Here is a 21,878-nt window from a genome sequence, read left to right as displayed (position 1 = left end):
GAATGTGGGAGGGGGCTTGCTCCCGATAGCGGTGGGTCAGCTACAGCTATATCAACTGACACTCCGCCATCGGGAGCAAGCCCCCTCCCACATTTCAAGGCCAGTTTCACAGTAGACCTGTGTGGTCTGTGGGAGCTTCACCATGTTGAACACCTTGCTGCCTATTCTTTTGTTTGCCGCCCTGGGCCTTGCCGTCCTCGGCGCTCTGCGCCGTGTGAACATGTGGCGCCGTGGCCGCGCCTCCAAGGTCGACCTGCTCGGTGGCCTTTTGGCCATGCCCAAGCGCTACATGGTCGACCTGCACCACGTGGTCGCCCGCGACAAATACATCGCCAATACCCACGTCGCTACTGCGCTGGGCTTTGTGCTGTCGGCGCTGCTGGCGATCCTTGTGCACGGTTTCGGCCTGCACAACCGCATCCTCGGCTACGCGCTGCTTTTGGCCTCGACCTTGATGTTTGTCGGCGCCATCTTCATGTACCTGCGTCGGCGCAATCCGCCCGCGCGCCTGTCGAAGGGCCCGTGGATGCGCTTGCCGAAAAGCCTGATGGCGTTCTCGGTCAGCTTTTTCCTGGTGACGCTGCCGGTGGCCGGCATCTTGCCCGCTGACTTCGGCGGCTGGCTGCTGGCCGCGTTGTTGAGCGTGGGCGTGTTGTGGGGCGTGTCTGAAATGTTCTTCGGCATGACCTGGGGCGGCCCGATGAAGCACGCCTTCGCCGGTGCCTTGCACCTGGCCTGGCACCGCCGCGCCGAGCGCTTCGGCGGTGGCCGTTCCACCGGTTTGAAACCGCTGGACCTCAGTGACAAGACCGCGCCGTTGGGCGTGGAAAAACCCAAGGATTTTACCTGGAACCAATTGCTCGGTTTCGACGCCTGCGTGCAGTGCGGCAAGTGCGAAGCCGCCTGCCCAGCGTTTGCCGCCGGCCAGCCGCTGAACCCGAAAAAACTCATCCAGGACATGGTGGTCGGCCTGGCCGGCGGCACCGATGCCAAATTCGCCGGCAGCCCCTATCCAGGTAAACCGATAGGCGAACACAGCGGCAACCCGCACCAGCCGATCGTCAACGGCCTGGTGGACGCCGAGACCCTGTGGTCCTGCACCACCTGCCGCGCCTGCGTGGAAGAGTGCCCGATGATGATCGAGCACGTGGACGCCATCGTCGACATGCGCCGCTACCTCACCCTGGAAAAGGGCGCTACGCCGAACAAAGGCGCCGAAGTCCTGGAAAACCTGATCGCCACCGACAACCCTGGCGGTTTCGCACCCGGCGGCCGGCTGAATTGGGCGGCGGATTTGAACCTGCCGCTGCTCAGCGAGAAAGGCAGTGCCGACGTGCTGTTCTGGGTCGGCGACGGTGCCTTCGACATGCGCAACCAACGCACCCTGCGCGCGTTCGTCAAAGTGCTCAAGGCGGCCAGGGTCGACTTCGCTGTGCTTGGCCTGGAAGAACGCGACAGCGGCGACGTGGCGCGGCGCCTGGGCGATGAAGCGACCTTTCAGTTGCTGGCTTCGCGCAATATCCAGACCCTGGCCAAGTACAGCTTTAAACGCATCGTCACCTGCGATCCGCACAGTTTTCATGTGCTGAAAAACGAGTACGGCGCCTTCAACGGCAACTATCTGGTGCAGCACCACAGCACCTTCATGGCCGAGCTGATCGGCGAGGGCGCGTTGAACCTGGGCCAGCACAAAGGCAACAGCGTGACCTATCACGACCCCTGCTACCTGGGCCGCTACAACGGCGAATACGAGGCGCCGCGCCAAGTGCTGCGGGCCCTGGGTATCGAGGTCAGGGAGATGCAACGCTCGGGCTTTCGTTCACGCTGCTGCGGCGGCGGTGGCGGCGCGCCGATCACCGACATCCCCGGCAAGCAACGCATCCCCGACATGCGCATGGACGACATCCGCGAGACCGGCGCCGAACTGGTAGCTGTGGGTTGCCCGCAGTGCACGGCGATGCTTGAAGGCGTGGTCGAACCGCGCCCGTTGATCAAAGACATTGCCGAATTGGTGGCCGACGCCTTGCTTGAAGATGCGGCACCGGCCAAGGCGCCCAACAAGCGTGAACCTGCGGAGGTGCATTGATGAGCGACATTATCCGCCGCGATCCCCGTGCCGAATGGATCGCCCGTAACCGTCTTCATCCTTTGCACGCGGCGATGCAGCCCGTGCAACAGAGCTGGATGGGGCCCAACGGTGTGATCCGCAAGAACGTGCATGGTGTTGGTTTTATCGGTCCCAACGGGATCAAGCGCATCGACCGCAGCGGCGCCCAGCAGGGCGGTGCGGCCAAGCGTACGGCGGCGGTCGAGGTGCTGTTGCCGCAGCACCAGGTGCCGACGCCGGCGTTCTACATCAACGTGGTACCGGACATGGTCGGCGGCCGCTTGAGCAGTCACGACCGCGACCTGCTCGGCCTGGCGCGGCAACTGGCCGGCAGTGACGGCGCGGTACTGGCGGTGGTGTTTGGTGAACACAAGGAAAGCGCGTTTGCTACAGCGGGTGTGGACCGCCTGCTGGTGCTGGACGGTCACGAGTTCGACGGTTATTCACCGGAGCAGCGCGTCCAGGGCCTGCGGGCTGTGGATAACCAGTTCAACCCGCGTCACTGGTTGCTGCCGGACAGCCGCAGCGGCGGCGGCGAGCTGGGTCGGCGTTTTGCCGCCAGCCTCAAGGAGCGCCCGGCCACGCGGGTGTGGCAGATCAAAGGCCAGGCGTGCATCGGCCGCGCCGGTGCGGGCCAGGAAGATCTGGCCCGGCCATTGCCGCGCCTGATCCTCGCGGCCGCTGAATGTGCTGATCCGGTCAGCGAGACGCGCCATGAAGTCTTGCCCGTGGAGTTATCCACAACCTTGACGCGCAGCCTGCCACGTATTGAAGACCTCGGCGCAGTGGCGGTAGACCCGGCGGCGATTCCCATGGCCGAAGCGGAATTCATTTTCTCTGGCGGCAACGGCGTGAAGGACTGGGCGCTGTTCCACCAGACCGCCGCCGCTTTGGGCGCCACCGAGGGTGCGTCGCGGGTGGCGGTGGACGATGGCTATATGGCGCGTGATCGCCAGGTCGGTGCCAGCGGCACCTGGGTCACGGCACGGGTGTACGTGGCCGTGGGCATTTCCGGGGCGATCCAGCACCTGCAAGGCATCGGTGCCTGCGACAAGGTGGTGGCGATCAACCTCGACCCGGGTTGCGACATGATCAAGCGTGCCGACCTGTCGGTGATCGGCGAAAGCGCCGCGATTCTGCAAGCCTTGATCGCTGCGGTCGAGGCCTACCGCAACGGCGCCAAGCGCGATGCAGCCTAGGGATATGACCATGACAACCAATGTAATCAGCCTGGTATCCGTCGGCGCCCACCCCACTTCCGGGCGCCCGCGCCGTGCCGATCAAGATGCGCGTGCGGTCGAGCTGGGGCTGCAGATGGCTGGGGATAAGTTGCAGGTACTGCACGCGGGCGACATCAGCGAGCCGACCTTGCGCAGCTACCTGGGCATGGGCCTGCCGCAACTGCAAGTACTGGAACAGCCGGCGGGCGCCGATGCGTTGCCGGTGTTGAGTGACTATCTACGCGACGCCGGTGCCCAGGTGGTGCTCACCGGCAGCCAGGCGGAAACCGGCGAGGGGTCGGGCATGCTGCCGTTCCTGCTGGCCGAACAACTGGGTTGGCCGCTGATTGTCGGCCTGGCCCAGGTGGAGTCCATCGAAAGCGGCGTGGCCCACGTGCTGCAAGCCTTGCCCCGTGGCCAGCGGCGGCGCCTGAAGGTACGCCTGCCTTTTCTCGCCACTGTGGATAACGCCGCGCCCAAGCCTCGGCAGAGTGCGTACGGCCCGGCGCAACGTGGCGAGCTTGCCGCCCACGAAGTCGAGATCGAACAGGATGAGTTATTCACAGACGCGCTGCTGCAGCCGGCCAAGCCGCGACCCAAGCGCCTCAAGGTGATCAAGGCCAAGAGTGGCGCCGACCGGATGAAGGCAGCAACGGCCAAGGCCAGCGGGGGCGGTGGGCAGGTGCTCAAGGGCGTGAGCCCTGAAGAGGGCGCGCAAGCCATACTCAAATTGCTCATAGAAGAAGGCGTCGTACGCTGAACCCCTGTGGGAGGGGGCTTGCCCCCTCCCACATTGGACCTGTGGTTTACCCACAATCGCTGTTGATCCGCCTGTGGATAAGATGTTCGCTGTCGGTTACAGGCCTTATAAACAAAGGCTATCCTCGAACTGCTCAAAATCTGATCAAAGGTTGTTTTTACAGTCCTGAAAGTGCTGAATCCCCCGATATATGCAGGTTTGACGCGGTTTTCCACAGCGTGAGCAAAGTTGCCCCCAAAGTCTGTTGGTGCTTCTGTGGATAAGGTGTTCGCGTTCCTCTGTAGCCCTTGAGTAACGTGGCTTACAGGCTTTAGATCAAAAAATGATCAAAGCGGGATAAAACCCCTGTCTATAAATAAGTCACGGATTTTCTTGATTTATTTCCAGAGAAAAAGACAGTTGCCCACAATTGCTGTGGGTGTCTTTGTGGATAAGTTGTTGGGCGAAGGCTGTAGGGCAGGCTTTTAGCGGTCCGCGCGAGAGTTGATCAAATATTGTTCAGCGCCTGGTACAAGTGTGGGAGGGGGCTTGCTCCCGATAGGGATGGATCAGCTTGCACATGCATTGGCTGATACTCCGCTATCGGGGAGCAAGCCCCCTCCCACATTTTGATCCACGGTGTGTCAGTTATTCGTGGGCGGCAACGCCTTTGAGGTAGGGCGCGGGCGCGGCACCGAGGTTGTTCAGCATGCGTTCGCTGTACCAATCGACAAAATTCACCACGCCGAACTCATAGGTCTTGGAGTACGGGCCTGGCTGGTAGGCGGTGGAGTTGATCCCGCGCTGGTTCTCTTCGGCCAGGCGACGGTCCTGGTCGTTGGTGGCGTCCCACACTTGGCGCATGCGCTCCACGTCGTAGTCCACGCCTTCCACCGCGTCCTTGTGCACAATCCACTTGGTGGTGACCATGGTTTCCTGGGCACTGATCGGCCACACAGTGAACACGATGATGTGATCGCCCATGCAGTGGTTCCACGAGTGGGGCAGGTGCAGGATGCGCATCGAGCCCAGGTCGGGGTTCTTGATCCGGCCCATCAGTTTTGCGCAGCCCTGCTTGCCGTCCAGGGTCATCGACACGGTGCCCTTGAGCAGTGGCATGCGCACGATACGGTTGCGCAGGCCAAAACTGGCGTGGGCATAAGGAATCTTCTCGGCATCCCAGGCGGCGGCGGAAGCAGCCACGTGGTCCTTGAACGCCTGGTCGGCGCGCGGGTCGGTGACGTCGTCCCATTCCAGCAAGGTTTTCAGCAGTTCCGGGTGCGAGGCGTTGCAGTGGTAGCACTCGCGGTTGTTTTCCAGCACCAGCTTCCAGTTGGCTTTTTCAAACAAGGTGGTCTGGATCGCCACCTTGGTGTTCTCCATGTCGTACGGTTCCATGTAATGGTTCAGGGTCGACAGGAAGTCATCGATGGCCGGTGGGTTTTCGGCCAGGCTGATGAAAATGTAGCCGCCGGCGGTCTTCACGTTCACCGGTTTGAGGCCGTACTGCTTCATGTCGAAGTCAGCACCCATCTCGGTGCCGGCGAACAACAGGCGACCGTCCAGCTCGTAGGTCCACTGGTGGTAGTGGCAAACGAGCTTGGCGACCTTGCCCTTTTCGCTGGTGCACAAGCGCGAGCCACGGTGGCGGCATACGTTGTGGAAGGCGTGCACCACACCGTCGGCGCCACGGATCACGATGATCGGGTTCTTGCCCACTTGCAGGGTCAGGTAGTTGCCCTTGGTGGGGATTTCGCAGGTCATGCCGGCAATCAACCACTCTTTCTGGAAGATCTCCTGCATGTCGATATCGAACAGTCGCTCATCAGAGTAAAACGGCTGTGGCAGCGAAAAGGTGCGCTCGCGCTCTTGCAGCATCTGCGCGGTGGCCTTGCGTGCGGGTTCCAGCGGATCGCCCAAGCTTAAGGTTGCGGTGACGTCCATCGTGTATGTCCTCATGGCCATTCTGTGTGGCCGGCGAATAGTGGCTACGGTTGGTGCTGTGCTAGGCGTAAAGAAAGTGTCTTTCGTTGGGAGCGAGTGTGGGCCCGGCGTTGCGTCGAACCTTATCCATGGGCGACATGGCCCAATCTGATCCCGACGCGCAACCCCCTGTCTTTGGGGGCTGGTCGCGGTAAGTATGTGAATGTCGCAGATAGGTAAATGGCGGATTCTCGCGTTACGCAGAATCGCCACCATAAGGCCGAGCCTCGGCGGTGGAGAACAGTATGTCCAACAGCTTCCTGAATCCGGTAACCACCCAGACCTGGGCCAATGGTCGGCACATCGTCCGTTGCGTCAAAGTCATCCAGGAAACCTGGGACGTGCGCACCTTCTGCTTTATGGCCGACCAGCCGATCCTGTTCTTTTTCAAGCCCGGGCAGTTCGTCACCCTGGAGCTGGAAATCGAAGGCCAGCCGATCATGCGCTCCTACACCATTTCCAGTTCGCCCTCGGTGCCCTACAGCTTTTCGGTGACCATCAAGCGCGTACCGGGCGGCAAAGTTTCCAACTGGCTGCACGACACGCTGCATGAAGGCCAGGAGCTGGCGGTGCACGGGCCGGTGGGGCTGTTCAACGCGATCGACTACACCAATCCGAAAGTGTTGTACCTGAGCGGCGGCGTCGGTATCACCCCGGTGATGTCCATGGCGCGCTGGTTTTACGACACCAACGCCAATGTCGACATGGTCTTCGTGCACAGCGCCCGCTCGCCGAAAGACATCATCTACCACCGCGAACTGGAACACATGGCGTCGCGGATCGATAATTTCAGCCTGCACCTGATTTGTGAGAAGCACGGTCTTGGAGAACCCTGGGCCGGGTACCGCGGCTATCTGAACCACAAGATGCTGGAACTGATGGTGCCGGACTTCCTCGAGCGCGAAGTGTTCTGCTGCGGCCCGACGCCGTACATGAGCGCGGTAAAACGCCTGCTGGAAGCCGCCGGTTTCGACATGACGCGCTATCACGAAGAATCCTTCGGCGCGACGCCGCCGGAAGCACGGGCCGACGCGGTGGAGCAGGCCGAACAAGCCGCTGATGCCCCTGAAGTCGACCTGGCGGACCTGCATCAGGTGGAATTCATTGCGTCCGGCAAGAGCATCCGCGTGGCGCCGGGCGAAACCGTGCATGCGGCGGCGGCCAAGCTTGGCCTGTTGATCCCGAAAGCGTGCGGCATGGGTATCTGCGGCACATGCAAGGTGATGAAGCTGGGCGGCGAGGTGGAGATGGAGCACAACGGCGGGATTACCGAAGAGGACGAAGCCGAGGGTTACATCCTGTCATGCTGCAGTGTGCCGAAGGGCGATGTGCGCATCGAGTTCTGACCCGAGCGCTGGTGACGCGGAGCGTGGGAACGATCTTGACCACACTTGATCGTTCCCACGCTCTGCGTGGGAACGCCTCCTGGGACGCTCCGCGTCCCGCCTCTCTTTAGAACCAAGGCTGGATGTTGATCAGCCCTTCCATCCCTGCATAGTTGCGAGCGCTGGAGTACCGCCAGTGTTCTGCGCGGTCCACATAGCCTCGTTTCACGGGGTTGTGATGGATGTAATCAAGCTTCTGACGCATGACGGCCTCGCTGTAGACCAGTTCTGCATGGGAGCCTTCCTGCCAGAGTTGATAAACACGATCTGCCTTGTGCGCACGTTTGCTGAAACGCAGGCGCTGTAACACGCGCTCCGCACCTTTGCTCTGCAGGTCGTCGATGATGGTGCGGGCAGTGAAGGATTTGAATTGGCTGACGCATTTTCCCAAGTCGGGCGCTTGGGCAACGAAGTGCAGGTGGTTTTCCAGCACGACGGAGCCAAACAGGTTTAACGCATGGTTAGTTTGTTGATATCGCCAGCAATCTAAAAGATGGTCCACCAAGTAACTGCGGGTGAAGAGTGGCAGCCACTCCATGACCGTACAGGTTAGAAAGTGCGGCTTTTCGGGCTCGGTGATGACGTAGCGGCTTCTACCCACGTGCTCATCCTTGAGTTGGGGTGGGACGCGGAGCGTCCAAGGGCGGAGGCATTCCCACGCAGAGCGTGGGAACGATCAGGGGGTTACTGGGCGTAGATGTGGATGACGAAGTGTTGGCCTGATGCTGTCATTTCGTAGACTTTGTCATAGATCCTGAGCGTTCTGGATGGCTCGCGGATGGTATCGCCGACTTTTGCGTGCTTCCTGAACTCGTCCCAGTCGATGACGGTGGTGCTGTCGGTGCCGTTGCTTTGCAGGGTATTGATGTTGTTTTGATATTCCATGATTAAGCTCTCCATTGGATAGGTATTTCCGGCCGATCATTCGGCAGGTAAGAGACCCGAAAGGTGGCAGGTATCGCTGCGTTTTCCTTCCGGGTTCCAAGAGGCTAGACAACGAAATCACATTGCGCTGCTGTCAGAAATATCAAAAAACAGACTCGGCAATCGGCCAGCACGGGCTGGGCTGATTTCTACTTCAAGCGTTCATCACTTCCCTGATATCGGCCGCCAATTCTCTTACACGCTCTTCCTCGGTATCCCACGCACACATGAAGCGTGCGCCGCCTTTGCCGATAAAGGTGTAGAAACGCCAGCCCTTGGCGGTCAACGCTGCGATGGCCGGTTCCGAGAGTTGCAGGAACACGCCGTTGGCTTGCACCGGGAACATCAGCTCAACGCCAGGAATATCCGCCACCAGGCTGCTGAGCAGTTGCGCGCAGTGGTTGGCGTGGCGCGCATGCTTGAGCCAGGCGTCGTTTTCCAGCAGGCCCACCCACGGTGCCGACAAAAAGCGCATCTTCGACGCCAGTTGGCCGGCCTGTTTGCAGCGGTAGTCGAAGTCTTCGGCCAGCTTGTGGTTGAAGAACAGGATGGCTTCACCCACCGCCATGCCGTTCTTGGTGCCGCCAAAGCACAGCACGTCTACACCGGCCTTCCAGGTCAGATCGGCCGGCGAGCAGCCGAGGAAGGCGCAGGCGTTGGAGAAGCGTGCGCCATCCATGTGCAGGTTCAGGCCCAGCTCCTTGCAGGTGGCGCTGATGGCGCGGATTTCCTCTGGGGTGTAGACGCTGCCGACCTCGGTGGCCTGGGTCAGCGTGACGACGCGCGGTTTCGGGTAGTGGATATCCTGGCGCTTGAGGGCGATTTCGCGGATTGATTCCGGGGTCAGCTTGCCGTTTTCGGTGCGGGCGGTGAGCAGCTTGGAGCCGTTGGAGAAAAACTCCGGCGCGCCGCATTCGTCGGTCTCGACGTGGGCGGTTTCCGAGCAAATCACGCTATGGTAGCTCTGGCACAGCGAAGACAGCGCCAGGGAGTTGGCGGCGGTACCGTTGAAGGCGAAGAACACTTCGCAGTCGGTTTCGAACAGATTGCGGAAACCGTCGGCGGCGCGGTGGGTCCATTCATCATCACCGTAGGCGCGTTGATGGCCCTGGTTGGCTTGTTCCATGGCGGCCCAGGCTTCCGGGCAGATGCCGGAATAGTTGTCGCTGGCGAATTGTTGGCTCTTGTCGGTCATGGCCCATTCCTGTGGTCGATGTTGGTGCGCACTTTAACCAAGATTGGGAGGGGGGCGCACGCACTGTAAATGCAAAGTCGTTGGGGAATTATGCACGGTACTGAAACGATTCCTGTCGGACGTATCCGCGATGGCGCTTTGGATCTGCTCAAGTGGCTGGCACTGCTGAGCATGGTGCTGGACCACCTGCGCTATGTGGGGTTGAGTCTGGATGGGCTGTACGTGCCGGGGCGCCTGGCGTTCCCGTGGTTTTGCCTGGCGATCGCGGCGAACCTGCATCGCGCGCGCAAGGCGCCGATGAGCGGCCAGTGGCGCTACCTGGGCTGGCTGCTGTTGTTCAGTGTGATCAGCGAAGTGCCCTATCGGCTGTTCATCGAGGATGCCGATACATTGAATGTGCTGCCGACCCTGGCACTGGGCGTGCTGGTTGCCAGGGGATGGCAGCACAAAGCCCTTGTTGATCGAGGATTGGCGCTGCTGGCGCTCGCAGCAGGCGCTGTCTTTTCCACGCAACTGATGTTCGGTTTTTTTGGTGTATTGCTGCCACTGGCGATGCTGCTGGTATTCAGCCGGCCATGGTATTTCAGCGTGTTACCGGGTTTGGTTTGCGTAGCCGCCAACCAATGGCAGATTTTGCTCAACAGCGGCTCGATCGTTGCGCTGATCGGGTTGGCCGCGTGCCTGATCGCGCCATTGGCCGGATTGGTCTTGTTGCGACATGCCAAAAGCGCCTCCCCGCCAGCCATGCGTCGCTGGGCGTACGCTCTGTACCCCGCGCATTTCCTCCTGCTACTACTCATCCGCCAGATCATCGCTTAACCCTTGTGGGAGGGGCGGTGCGACGATTCGACTTGCCCCCGATTGCGGTGTGTCAGCCAGCCTATGTGCAAACTGATGCACCGCTATCGGGAGCAAGCCCCCTCCCACATTTATTTCTGTGTTGTTTGAGCAATGTCGTAAACGCACCTTTGCGTGGCGTGCGCAGGCATTTGACCTGCACGCGCCAGCCCTACCATCGCATCAAAGGGCCCTGCACGGGCCTCAACAATACGAAAGGCTGGGAGAGACGCGATGTTCAGCAAACAAGACCAGATCCAGGGATATGACGACGCACTGCTGGCGGCGATGAATGCCGAGGAGCAGCGTCAGGAAGATCATATCGAGCTGATCGCGTCGGAGAACTACACCAGCAAGCGCGTGATGGAAGCTCAAGGCAGCGGCCTCACCAACAAATACGCCGAAGGCTACCCGGGCAAGCGCTACTACGGTGGCTGCGAGCATGTGGACAAGGTCGAGGCCCTGGCCATTGAGCGCGCCAAGCAGCTGTTCGGCGCCGATTACGCCAACGTGCAGCCGCACTCCGGCTCGTCCGCCAACAGTGCGGTGTACCTGGCGCTGATCAATGCCGGCGACACTATCCTCGGCATGAGCCTGGCCCACGGCGGCCACCTGACCCACGGCGCCAAAGTGTCGTCCTCGGGCAAGCTGTACAACGCGGTGCAGTACGGCATCAACACCGATACCGGCCTGATCGACTACGACGAAGTCGAGCGCCTGGCCGTGGAGCACCAGCCGAAAATGGTCGTGGCCGGTTTCTCTGCCTACTCCAAGACCCTGGATTTCCCCCGCTTCCGTGCGATCGCCGACAAGGTAGGTGCGCTGCTGTTCGTCGACATGGCCCACGTCGCCGGGCTGGTGGCCGCCGGTCTGTACCCGAACCCGCTGCCCTACGCGGACGTGGTCACCACCACCACCCACAAGACCCTGCGCGGTCCACGCGGTGGCCTGATCCTGGCCAAGGCCAACGAAGCCATCGAAAAGAAACTCAACGCGGCCGTCTTCCCTGGCGCCCAGGGCGGCCCGCTGATGCATGTGATCGCCGGCAAGGCGGTGTGCTTCAAGGAAGCGGCAGAGCCCGGCTTCAAGGCGTATCAGCAACAGGTGATCGACAATGCCCAGGCCATGGCCGAAGTGTTCATCAAGCGCGGCTACGATGTGGTCTCCGGTGGCACCGACAACCACTTGTTCCTGGTCAGTCTGATCCGTCAGGGCCTCACCGGCAAAGACGCGGACGCGGCCCTCGGCCGCGCCCACATTACCGTCAACAAGAACGCTGTGCCGAATGACCCGCAGTCGCCGTTCGTGACCTCGGGCCTGCGCATCGGCACCCCGGCGGTGACCACCCGTGGCTTCAAAGTGCCGCAGTGCATCGAACTGGCCGGCTGGATCTGCGACATCCTCGACAACCTCGGCGACGCCGATGTCGAGGCCAACGTGGCCAAGCACGTGTCTGCCCTGTGCGCTGATTTCCCGGTTTATCGCTGAGCGCGGTTTTGGAGTAATGACTATGCAACGCTACTCAGGCTTCGGCCTCTTCAAGCACTCCCTCAGCCATCACGAAAACTGGCAGAAGATGTGGCGCACGCCGACCCCGAAAAAGGTCTACGACGTGGTCATCGTCGGCGGCGGCGGGCATGGTCTGGCGACCGCTTACTACCTGGCCAAAGAGCACGGCATCACCAACGTGGCCGTGGTCGAGAAAGGCTGGCTGGGTGGCGGCAACACGGCGCGCAACACCACCATCGTGCGTTCCAACTACCTGTGGGATGAGTCGGCGCACCTGTACGAACACGCGATGAAACTCTGGGAAGGTTTGTCCCAGGACCTGAACTACAACGTGATGTTCTCCCAGCGCGGCGTGTACAACCTGTGCCACACCCTGCAGGACATCCGCGATTCCGAGCGTCGCGTCAGCGCCAACCGCCTCAACGGCGTGGATGGCGAGCTGCTCAACGCCAAGCAGGTTGCCGACGAGATTCCTTACCTCGACTGCTCCAAGAACACCCGCTACCCGGTCCTCGGCGCCACCGTGCAACGTCGCGGCGGCGTGGCCCGCCACGATGCCGTGGCCTGGGGTTTTGCCCGCGCCGCTGACGCTCTCGGTGTGGACTTGATCCAGCAGACCGAGGTGATCGGCTTTCGCAAGGAAAACGGCGTGTGCATCGGCGTGGAAACCAACAAGGGCTTTATCGGCGCCAAGCGCGTCGGTGTGGTCACGGCGGGTAACTCCGGGCACATGGCGTCACTCGCCGGGTTCCGTTTGCCGATCGAGTCCCACCCGCTGCAAGCGTTGGTGTCGGAGCCGATCAAGCCGATTATCGACAGCGTGATCATGTCCAACGCCGTGCACGGCTACATCAGCCAGTCCGACAAGGGCGACCTGGTGATCGGCGCCGGTATCGACGGCTACAACGGCTACGGCCAGCGTGGTTCGTACCCGGTGATCGAACACACCATCCAGGCCATCGTCGAGATGTTCCCGGTATTGTCCCGGGTGCGCATGAACCGCCAGTGGGGCGGCATCGTCGACACCACGCCGGACGCCTGCCCGATCATCTCCAAGACCCCGGTGCCGAACATGTTCTTCAACTGCGGGTGGGGTACCGGTGGCTTCAAGGCTACGCCGGGCTCAGGCAACGTGTTTGCCGCGAGCCTGGCCAAGGGTGAAATGCATCCGTTGGCCGCGCCATTCTCCATCGACCGTTTCCACAACGGTGCGCTGATCGACGAACACGGCGCTGCGGCCGTCGCCCACTAACAGGAGAAATTTCCTATGTTGCATATCTTCTGTCCTCACTGTGGCGAACTGCGCTCCGAAGAGGAATTCCACGCGTCCGGCCAAGCGCACATCCCGCGCCCGCTGGACCCGAATGCCTGCACCGACGCGGAGTGGGGCGACTACATGTTCTTTCGCGACAACCCCCGTGGCCTGCACCACGAACTGTGGATTCACGCCGCCGGTTGCCGCCAGTACTTCAACGCGACGCGCGACACCCTGACTTACGAAATTCTTGAAACCTACAAGATCGGCGAGAAGCCGCAATTCACCGCCAAGGCCGCTGGAGAGAAGGTATGAGCCAGATCAATCGCCTGTCCAACGGTGGCCGGATCGACCGTAACAAAGTCCTCACCTTTACCTTCAACGGGCAGAGCTACAAGGGCTTTGAAGGCGACACTCTGGCCGCTGCACTGCTGGCCAACGGCGTCGACATCATCGGCCGCAGCTTCAAGTACTCGCGCCCTCGCGGCATCTTCGCCGCCGGCGCCGAAGAGCCGAACGCGGTGCTGCAGATCGGCGCCACCGAAGCCACCCAGATTCCCAACGTGCGCGCCACGCAACAAGCGCTGTACCAAGGCTTGGTTGCCACCAGCACCAACGGCTGGCCGAGTGTCAACAACGACATGATGGGCATCCTCGGCAAGGTCGGCGGCAAGCTGATGCCGCCGGGTTTCTATTACAAAACCTTCATGTACCCGCAATCGTTCTGGATGACCTACGAGAAGTACATCCGTAAGGCGGCCGGTCTTGGCCGTTCGCCGACCGAGAACGATCCGGACACCTACGACAACTTTAACCGTCACTGCGATGTGCTGGTGGTCGGCGCGGGCCCGGCTGGCCTCGCCGCTGCACTGGCGGCTGCGCGCAGCGGTGCGCGGGTGATCCTTGCCGATGAACAGGAAGAGTTCGGTGGTTCGCTGCTGGATTCGCGCGAAAGCCTTGACGGCAAGCCGGCGACCGAATGGGTTGCCAGCGTGATTGCCGAGTTGAAAGCCCTGCCGGACGTGGTGCTGCTGCCCCGCGCCACCGTCAACGGCTACCACGACCATAACTTCCTGACCATTCACGAGCGCCTCACCGACCACCTTGGCGACCGCGCGCCGATTGGCGTGGTGCGCCAGCGTATCCACCGCGTGCGTGCCAAGCGCGTGGTGCTGGCCACCGGTGCCTGCGAGCGTCCGCTGGTGTACGGCAACAACGACGTGCCGGGCAACATGCTCGCCGGAGCCGTCTCTACTTACGTGCGCCGCTACGGCGTGGCACCGGGCAAAAAGCTGGTGCTGTCGACCAACAACGACCACGCCTACCGCGTGGCGCTGGACTGGCTCGATGCGGGCCTGCAAGTGGTCGCGGTGGCCGATGTACGCCACAACCCACGCGGCGCGCTGGTTGAAGAAGCCCGCGCCAAGGGCATTCGTATCCTCACCGGCAGCGCCGTAGTCGAAGCGCGTGGCACCAAGCGCGTGAGCGCTGCGCGAGTGGCTGCGATCGATGTTAAGGCACATAAAGTCACCAGCCCCGGCGAGTGGCTGGACTGCGACCTGGTGGCCAGCTCCGGCGGCTACAGCCCGGTGGTCCACTTGGCCTCGCACCTGGGCGGCAAGCCGACCTGGCGCGAAGACATCCTCGGTTTCGTGCCGGGCGAAGCGCCGCAGAAACGCGTGTGCGTCGGCGGTATCAACGGCGTCTACGGCCTGGGCGATTCCCTGGCCGATGGGTTCGAGGGCGGCGTACGTGCGGCCAGCGAAGCCGGGTTCGCCCCGGTTGAAGGCGTGTTGCCGAAAGCCTTGAGCCGTCTGGAAGAGCCGACCCTGGCGCTGTTCCAGGTACCGCACGAAAAAGTTACCGCACGGGCGCCGAAGCAATTCGTCGACCTGCAGAACGACGTGACCGCCGCCGCCATCGAACTGGCTACCCGCGAAGGTTTCGAATCGGTCGAGCACGTCAAGCGCTACACCGCGCTGGGCTTCGGTACCGACCAGGGCAAGCTGGGTAACGTCAACGGCCTGGCCATTGCCGCGCGCTCGCTGAACGTGACCATCCCGCAGATGGGCACCACCATGTTCCGTCCCAACTACACACCCGTGACATTCGGTGCGATAGCGGGCCGTCACTGTGGGCACATCTTCGAACCGGTGCGCTACACCGCGCTGCAAGCCTGGCACGTGAAGAACGGCGCCGAATTTGAAGACGTCGGCCAGTGGAAACGCCCGTGGTATTTCCCGCGCAACGGCGAAGACCTGCACGCTGCGGTCAAACGCGAATGCCTGGCCGTGCGCGACAGCGTCGGCCTGCTGGATGCGTCCACCCTCGGCAAGATCGATATCCAGGGCCCGGATGCCCGTGAGTTCCTCAACCGTATCTACAGCAACGCCTGGACCAAGCTCGACGTGGGCAAGGCGCGCTACGGCCTGATGTGCAAGGAAGATGGCATGGTCTTCGACGACGGCGTCACCGCCTGTCTGGCCGACAACCACTTCCTGATGACCACTACCACCGGCGGTGCCGCGCGTGTTCTGCAGTGGCTGGAAATCTACCAACAGACCGAATGGCCGGACCTCAAGGTGTACTTCACCTCGGTCACCGACCATTGGGCGACCATGACCCTGTCTGGCCCCAACAGCCGCAAGCTGCTGAGTGAAGTCACCGACATCGACCTGGACAAGGACGGCTTTCCGTTCATGACCTGGAAAGAAGGCCTGGTGGGCGGCGTACCGGCGCGGGTGTTCCGTATCTCGTTTACCGGCGAGCTGTCGTATGAAGTCAACGTGCAGGCCGACTACGCCATGGGCGTGCTGGAACAGATCGTCGAGGCCGGCAAAAAGTACAACCTGACGCCGTACGGCACCGAAACCATGCACGTACTGCGCGCCGAGAAGGGCTTCATCATCGTCGGCCAGGACACCGACGGCTCGATGACCCCGGACGACCTGAACATGGGCTGGTGCGTAGGCCGTACCAAACCGTTTTCGTGGATCGGCTGGCGCGGAATGAACCGCGAAGACTGCGTGCGTGAAGAGCGCAAGCAACTGGTCGGGCTCAAGCCGATTGATCCGAACGTGTGGCTGCCGGAAGGCGCGCAGTTGGTGTTCGATCCGAAACAGACGATCCCGATGAAGATGGTCGGCCACGTCACCTCAAGTTATGCGCACAACTCCCTGGGCTATTCGTTTGCCATGGGCGTGGTGAAGGGCGGCTTGAAGCGCATCGGCGAACGGGTGTTTTCGCCCCAGGCCGATGGCAGCGTGATCGAGGCGGAGATTGTGTCTTCGGTGTTCTTTGATCCGAAAGGTGAGCGGCAGAACATCTGATACCTGATCGTTCCCACGCTCGGCGTGGGAATGCATCCCCGGGACGCTCCGCGCCCCTGGAGCGGACGCAGAGCGTTCATGGCGGCATTCCCACGCAGAGCGTGGGAACGATCAATTTAAGACAAGGTGCTTTATGACAGCAGCCAACGTATACCAACAACGCCCCACCACCGGTGCCAAGGCCGAGTCGTCGCTGCACCATGCCGACCTCGCCAGCCTGGTCGGCAAGGGCCGCAAGAATGCCGGCGTGACCGTGCGTGAAAAGAAACTTCTGGGCCACCTGACCCTCCGCGGCGACGGCCACGATGCCGCGTTCGCCAGCGGCGTGCACAAGGCCCTGGGCATCGAACTGCCTGGCGCTCTGCGGGTCATCGTCAACGGTGAAACCAGCCTGCAATGGCTCGGCCCGGACGAGTGGCTGTTGATCGTGCCAGGCGGCGAAGAGTTCGCTGCCGAACAAAACCTGCGCGCGGCGTTGGGCGACCTGCATATCCAGATCGTCAACGTCAGCGGCGGCCAGCAAATTCTCGAACTCAGCGGCCCGAACGTGCGCGATGTGCTGATGAAATCCACCAGCTACGACGTGCACCCCAACAACTTCCCGGTGGGCAAGGCAGTGGGCACGGTGTTCGCCAAGTCGCAACTGGTGATCCGTCATACCGCAGAAGACACCTGGGAACTGCTGATCCGTCGCAGCTTCTCGGATTACTGGTGGTTGTGGCTGCAGGACGCCTCGGCCGAGTTTGGCCTGAGCGTTCAAGCCTGATCGTTCCCACGCTCCGCGTGGGAACGCATCCCGGGACGCTCCGCGTCCCAAGAGCGGACGCAGAGCGTCCATGGCGGCATTCCCACGCAGAGCGTGGGAACGATCAAGGAGTCAACCGTAATGAGCCGCGCACCCGATACATGGATTTTGACCGCCGACTGCCCCAGCGTGCTCGGCACGGTGGACGCGGTCACCCGCTACCTGTTCGAGCAGGGCTGCTACGTCACCGAGCACCACTCGTTCGATGACCGCCTCTCGGGCCGGTTTTTCATCCGTGTGGAATTCCGCCAGCCGGACGGTTTTGACGAGCAAGCCTTTCGCGACGGCCTGGCCACGCGCGGCGAAGCCTTTGGCATGATCTTCGAGCTGACGGCGCCGAACTACCGGCCCAAAGTGGTGATCATGGTCTCCAAGGCGGACCACTGCCTGAATGACCTGCTGTATCGCCAGCGCATCGGCCAATTGTCGATGGACGTGGTCGCGGTGGTGTCCAACCACCCCGATCTGAAACCCTTGGCCGACTGGCACCAGATTCCCTACTTCCATTTCCCGCTGGACCCCAACGACAAGCCGTCCCAGGAGCGCCAGGTGTGGCAAGTGGTGGAAGACACCGGCGCCGAGTTGGTGATTCTTGCGCGCTACATGCAGGTGCTGTCGCCGGAACTGTGCCGCAAGCTGGACGGCAAGGCGATCAACATCCACCACTCGTTGCTGCCGGGCTTCAAGGGCGCCAAGCCCTATCACCAGGCGTACAACAAGGGCGTGAAACTGGTCGGCGCCACGGCGCATTACATCAACAACGATCTGGATGAAGGCCCGATCATCGCCCAAGGCGTGGAGGTGGTGGATCACAGCCACTATCCCGAGGATTTGATTGCCAAAGGGCGCGATATTGAAGGGCTCACGTTGGCGCGGGCGGTGGGGTATCACATCGAGCGGCGGGTGTTTTTGAACGCCAATAGAACTGTGGTGCTTTGACTGACGCCATCGGGAGCAAGCCCCCGATGAGGCCCTCAAAAACAACGCAAAAACAGCATCTGTAACCCGAGCACTTAAACGCGCTGCCCACCTAACAGGGCAACGCAGTTCCATAAAAACAACAGCGAGGTGAAAGCATGTCTGGTAATCGTGGTGTCGTGTATCTCGGCAACGGCAAGGTCGAAGTACAGAAAATCGACTATCCCAAAATGCAGGACCCCCGTGGCAGGAAGATCGAGCACGGCGTCATCCTGCGCGTGGTCTCTACCAACATCTGCGGCTCCGACCAACACATGGTGCGCGGCCGCACCACCGCCCAGACCGGCCTGGTGCTGGGGCATGAAATCACCGGCGAAGTGATCGAGAAGGGCAGCGACGTCGAGAACCTGAAGATCGGTGACCTGGTGTCGGTGCCCTTCAACGTAGCGTGCGGCCGTTGCCGCTCCTGCAAGGAAATGCACACCGGCGTGTGCTTGAGTGTCAACCCGGCGCGCCCGGGCGGCGCTTACGGCTATGTCGACATGGGCGACTGGACCGGTGGCCAGGCTGAATACGCGCTGGTGCCTTACGCCGACTTCAACCTGCTCAAACTGCCGGACCGCGACAAGGCGATGGAGAAAATCCGTGACCTGACGTGCCTCTCCGACATCCTGCCGACCGGCTACCACGGTGCGGTCACGGCAGGCGTTGGCCCAGGCAGCACGGTCTACATCGCCGGTGCCGGCCCGGTCGGCCTCGCCGCTGCCGCGTCAGCACGTCTGCTGGGCGCTGCGGTCGTGATCATCGGTGACGTCAACCCGATCCGCCTGGCCCACGCCAAGGCCCAGGGCTTTGAAATCGCCGACCTGTCCACCGACACGCCGTTGCACGAACAGATTGCCGCGCTGCTCGGCGAGCCGGAAGTGGACTGCGCCGTCGATGCCGTAGGCTTTGAAGCACGCGGCCACGGCCATGACGGCGTCAAGGCCGAAGCCCCGGCCACGGTGCTCAACTCACTGATGGGCGTGGTGCGCGTGGCGGGCAAGATCGGTATCCCCGGCCTTTACGTCACCGAAGACCCAGGCGCTGTCGATGCCGCCGCTAAAATGGGCAGCCTGAGCATTCGTTTTGGTCTGGGTTGGGCCAAATCCCACAGCTTCCACACCGGGCAGACGCCGGTGATGAAGTACAACCGCCAGCTGATGCAGGCGATCATGTGGGACCGTATCAACATCGCTGAAATCGTCGGCGTGCAGGTGATCAGCCTGGATGACGCGCCACGTGGCTATGGCGAGTTCGATGCGGGTGTGCCGAAGAAATTTGTGATTGACCCGCATAAGCTGTTCAGCGCGGCATAAAGCCTTGGGCAAATGTCCCAGCCACTGAAAATCAAATGTGGGAGGGGGCTTGCTCCCGATGGCGGTGGTTCAGTCAGTGCCGCTGTGACTGACCTGCCGCTATCGGGAGCAAGCCCCCTCCCACAAGGGATTTAGGGTGTTTAGCGTGCGGCCAGCGCACCCTGGTAGACGGTCGGGCCGGTTGGCTGCTTGCTCAGCGAGCCACCCTTGGTTTCCGAACTCACCATCAGCTCCACCGGCTTGCTGATGCTTTCCTGTTGGCGTGGATTCAAGCCAATGATGCCTTTGCCATCTTCCGGCAAAAGTCCCAGAGACACAGGCGTGCCGTCTTTGGGGATGGCCCACAGCTCCAGGCTCTGGTCGGGCGCAGGCGCCGTGGCGGCAATCGGCTGTACTTCCAGATAATCCTTGTGCGCCATGATTTGCGCGGCCGGCTGCTGGGTCGTCGTCACCAACGTCGCCGCGGATTTGATGCTGTCCTGGGTGTAGAGCGCGCCGCCGATGCCGGCAGCCACTACGGCGCAGGCGCCGATGAACAGACGCGGGCGGCTCCAGAAGGCAGGCTTGTGCTCAATCACTTGGGGTTGGATCGCAGTCATAAGTCTCTTCCTGACAAATTTTGTAGTCAGTTCCTAGACCCGCTTATCCCCGATGGGTTCCGGAACAACCGACGGGATACCCAGTCCAACGCCTGCTTTTGCACCTATTTCCTGAGGTTGTCTTGATGAAGATTTCACGCGGTTTTGCCCTTTCCTGCCTGTTGACCGTGGCCGCCAGCCCGGTGTTTGCCGCAGGCTTCAGCCTTGGCGATGCGGCCAACGCCATTTCCGGCATGCAGGGTGGCAACAACAAGGCCGCCGCCGCTGCTCCAACATCGGAGACGGCCGACCTGCTGACAGCCCTGACCTCTCAACTCAATATCACCCCGGAGCAAGCCGTCGGCGGCACGGGCGCGATGCTGGGCCTGGCGAAGAACAAGCTGAGCAGCAATGACTTTTCGCAGTTGGGCGATAGCGTGCCGGGCCTCGATAAACTGTCGGGTAACAATGCCCTGGGCAGCCTGGGTGCCTTGAGCGGGATGCTCGGCCAGGCCGGCGGCAGCAAGACCAGCGGCCTGGACGGCCTGCTGGGCAACGTGAAAAACACTAATGATTTGAACACCGCGTTCAGCGCCCTGGGCATGGACAGCGGCATGATCGGTCAGTTTGCCCCGGTGATCCTGCAATACCTGGGTGGGCAGGGCGCCGATAGCTCTGTGCTGGGCAAGCTGGCCCAGGCCTGGGGCACCGGCAGCTAAGACTGCTGCGCGCGCAGCTGCTCGATGCGCGCATCCTTCTCCCGCCAGAGCTGGTTGACCCAGTTCTGGACGGTCAGGCGAAACGCCGGATCGTTCTCGTAGTCCCCCTGCCACAACGCCGCGTCCAATTCACGGGTGCGGATATCCACGATCACCTTCGGCACCGCGCCGCTGATCAAATCCCAGAACCCTGGAATCTTTGGCTGTGGGTACACCACGGTCACGTCGAGGACGGCATCCAACTGCTCGCCCAGCGCCGCCAACACGAAGGCCACGCCGCCCGCCTTCGGTTTGAGCAGTCGGTTAAACGGCGAGTCCTGCTGCTTGCGTTTAGCCTCGCTGAACCGCGTGCCTTCCAGGTAGTTGACCACCGTCACCGGCTGGCGCTTGAACAGCTCGCAGGCCTCTTTGGTGATCTTCAGGTCCTGCCCGGCCAGTTCCGGATGCTTGGCCAGGTACGCTTTGGTGTAGCGCTTCATGAACGGATAATCCAGCGCCCACCAGGCCAGGCCAAGGAAGGGCACCCAGATCAGCTCTTTTTTCAGGAAGAATTTGAAGAACGGCGTGCGCCGGTTCAATGCCTGGATCAGCGCTGGAATATCCACCCAGGACTGGTGGTTGCTGATGACCAGGTAAGAGGTGTCGCCCCGCAGGTCCTCACCGCCGCGAATATCCCACTGGGTGGGAATGCACACCGCGAAGATCAGCTTGTCGATCTCGGCCCAGGTCTCGGCGATCCACATTACCGCCGATGACGCATAGTCACGCGAGCGGCCCGGTGCCACCAGTTTTAGCAGGGCAAACACCAGCAAGGGGCCGATCAAAATCAGCGTGTTGAGTAACAGCAGCAGTGTGACCAAACAGCCGGTGAGCAGGCGGCGCATAAGCAACTCTTGAAATTCTGTGGGCGGGCAATGATAAGCAAGGTGCGTCCAGAGGCCAAATCGCAAATGGCTGTACGAATGTTTCACAACGTGCCGGTTATGCTCGGTGATCCAACTAAGTGCCGTGCGTGTG

The 21,878-nt window shown here is 61.7% G+C and carries 19 protein-coding genes; 13 read left to right on the top strand and 6 right to left on the bottom strand.

Annotated features, from left to right (window positions below):
- The first annotated feature begins 142 nt into the window (after nt 1-142).
- The 3 genes from dgcB to C4J87_RS23740 are packed head-to-tail and all read left to right on the top strand — an operon-like array spanning nt 143 to nt 4,087.
- On the top strand, nt 143-2,086 hold the full coding sequence (dgcB, locus tag C4J87_RS23750; protein ID WP_124368617.1) for a dimethylglycine demethylation protein DgcB: 1,944 nt from the start codon (nt 143-145) through the stop codon (nt 2,084-2,086).
- Nucleotides 2,086-3,306 carry an electron transfer flavoprotein subunit alpha/FixB family protein gene (locus tag C4J87_RS23745; RefSeq protein WP_124368616.1) on the top strand — a complete coding sequence of 407 codons (1,221 nt, stop codon included), beginning with the start codon at nt 2,086-2,088 and terminating at the stop codon, nt 3,304-3,306. The genes dgcB and C4J87_RS23745 overlap by 1 nt, the downstream gene beginning before the upstream one ends.
- A 10-nt stretch (nt 3,307-3,316) precedes the next feature.
- A complete protein-coding gene (locus C4J87_RS23740) occupies nt 3,317-4,087 on the top strand; it encodes an electron transfer flavoprotein subunit beta (protein ID WP_124368615.1) in 771 nt (256 codons plus the stop codon).
- Nucleotides 4,088-4,714: 627 nt separating this feature from the next.
- Here the strand turns inward: C4J87_RS23740 and gbcA are convergent.
- The gene (gene gbcA / locus C4J87_RS23735; protein ID WP_124368614.1) at nt 4,715-6,010 is read right to left on the bottom strand and encodes a glycine-betaine demethylase subunit GbcA; all 1,296 of its coding nucleotides are present in this window, start codon (nt 6,008-6,010) and stop codon (nt 4,715-4,717) included.
- A gap of 284 nt (nt 6,011-6,294) precedes the next feature.
- On the opposite strand from gbcA, the gene gbcB reads away from it, so the two are divergent.
- Complete coding sequence (gene gbcB / locus C4J87_RS23730; RefSeq protein ID WP_124364713.1) at nt 6,295-7,395, top strand: glycine-betaine demethylase subunit GbcB; 1,101 nt, start codon at nt 6,295-6,297, stop codon at nt 7,393-7,395.
- 106 nt (nt 7,396-7,501) lie between these two features.
- Here gbcB and C4J87_RS23725 read toward each other — a convergent pair whose 3' ends face one another.
- The 3 genes from C4J87_RS23725 to C4J87_RS23715 all read right to left on the bottom strand — a co-directional run bounded on the left by C4J87_RS23725 (nt 7,502) and on the right by C4J87_RS23715 (nt 9,553).
- Nucleotides 7,502-8,035, bottom strand: coding sequence for a transposase (locus C4J87_RS23725; protein WP_124368613.1), 534 nt, complete (start codon nt 8,033-8,035; stop codon nt 7,502-7,504).
- 83 nt (nt 8,036-8,118) lie between these two features.
- Nucleotides 8,119-8,319 carry a hypothetical protein gene (locus tag C4J87_RS23720; protein WP_124368612.1) on the bottom strand — a complete coding sequence of 67 codons (201 nt, stop codon included), beginning with the start codon at nt 8,317-8,319 and terminating at the stop codon, nt 8,119-8,121.
- 193 nt (nt 8,320-8,512) lie between these two features.
- Nucleotides 8,513-9,553 carry a low specificity L-threonine aldolase gene (locus C4J87_RS23715; protein ID WP_057723604.1) on the bottom strand — a complete coding sequence of 347 codons (1,041 nt, stop codon included), beginning with the start codon at nt 9,551-9,553 and terminating at the stop codon, nt 8,513-8,515.
- 90 nt (nt 9,554-9,643) lie between these two features.
- Between C4J87_RS23715 and C4J87_RS23710 the strand changes: the two genes are divergently transcribed.
- The 8 genes from C4J87_RS23710 (at nt 9,644) to fdhA (ending at nt 19,564) form a co-directional block, all read left to right on the top strand.
- Complete coding sequence (locus C4J87_RS23710; RefSeq protein WP_124368611.1) at nt 9,644-10,372, top strand: TraX family protein; 729 nt, start codon at nt 9,644-9,646, stop codon at nt 10,370-10,372.
- 252 nt (nt 10,373-10,624) lie between these two features.
- Entirely contained in the window at nt 10,625-11,878 is a 1,254-nt protein-coding gene (gene glyA / locus C4J87_RS23705; RefSeq protein ID WP_124368610.1) for a serine hydroxymethyltransferase, read from the top strand.
- 22 nt (nt 11,879-11,900) lie between these two features.
- On the top strand, nt 11,901-13,151 hold the full coding sequence (locus C4J87_RS23700) for a sarcosine oxidase subunit beta (RefSeq protein ID WP_010207084.1): 1,251 nt from the start codon (nt 11,901-11,903) through the stop codon (nt 13,149-13,151).
- Between the two features lie 15 nt (nt 13,152-13,166).
- Nucleotides 13,167-13,469: a sarcosine oxidase subunit delta gene (locus C4J87_RS23695; RefSeq protein WP_122487201.1), complete on the top strand. Its 303-nt coding sequence runs from the start codon at nt 13,167-13,169 to the stop codon at nt 13,467-13,469.
- On the top strand, nt 13,466-16,483 hold the full coding sequence (locus tag C4J87_RS23690) for a sarcosine oxidase subunit alpha (RefSeq protein WP_124368609.1): 3,018 nt from the start codon (nt 13,466-13,468) through the stop codon (nt 16,481-16,483). The genes C4J87_RS23695 and C4J87_RS23690 overlap by 4 nt, the downstream gene beginning before the upstream one ends.
- A gap of 133 nt (nt 16,484-16,616) precedes the next feature.
- A complete protein-coding gene (locus C4J87_RS23685) occupies nt 16,617-17,249 on the top strand; it encodes a sarcosine oxidase subunit gamma (RefSeq protein WP_124368608.1) in 633 nt (210 codons plus the stop codon).
- A 120-nt stretch (nt 17,250-17,369) separates the two neighbouring features.
- On the top strand, nt 17,370-18,227 hold the full coding sequence (gene purU / locus C4J87_RS23680) for a formyltetrahydrofolate deformylase (protein ID WP_124364704.1): 858 nt from the start codon (nt 17,370-17,372) through the stop codon (nt 18,225-18,227).
- Nucleotides 18,228-18,364: 137 nt separating this feature from the next.
- A complete protein-coding gene (gene fdhA, locus C4J87_RS23675) occupies nt 18,365-19,564 on the top strand; it encodes a formaldehyde dehydrogenase, glutathione-independent (RefSeq protein ID WP_065885453.1) in 1,200 nt (399 codons plus the stop codon).
- Nucleotides 19,565-19,704: 140 nt separating this feature from the next.
- On the opposite strand, the gene C4J87_RS23670 is transcribed toward fdhA, so the two are convergent.
- Nucleotides 19,705-20,163 carry an anti-sigma factor domain-containing protein gene (locus C4J87_RS23670; protein ID WP_124368607.1) on the bottom strand — a complete coding sequence of 153 codons (459 nt, stop codon included), beginning with the start codon at nt 20,161-20,163 and terminating at the stop codon, nt 19,705-19,707.
- Between the two features lie 125 nt (nt 20,164-20,288).
- Here C4J87_RS23670 and C4J87_RS23665 point away from each other — a divergent pair, with 125 nt between their 5' ends.
- The gene (locus tag C4J87_RS23665) at nt 20,289-20,861 is read left to right on the top strand and encodes a DUF2780 domain-containing protein (protein WP_124364702.1); all 573 of its coding nucleotides are present in this window, start codon (nt 20,289-20,291) and stop codon (nt 20,859-20,861) included.
- Here the strand turns inward: C4J87_RS23665 and C4J87_RS23660 are convergent.
- Nucleotides 20,858-21,745: an acyltransferase gene (locus tag C4J87_RS23660; RefSeq protein WP_124364701.1), complete on the bottom strand. Its 888-nt coding sequence runs from the start codon at nt 21,743-21,745 to the stop codon at nt 20,858-20,860. The two genes, C4J87_RS23665 and C4J87_RS23660, sit on opposite strands and share 4 nt — an antisense overlap.
- Nucleotides 21,746-21,878: the final 133 nt, after the last annotated feature.

The organism is Pseudomonas sp. R1-43-08 (assembly GCF_003852255.1).
GTDB lineage: Bacteria > Pseudomonadota > Gammaproteobacteria > Pseudomonadales > Pseudomonadaceae > Aquipseudomonas.
This window is presented reverse-complemented; position numbering and strand designations above follow the sequence as displayed.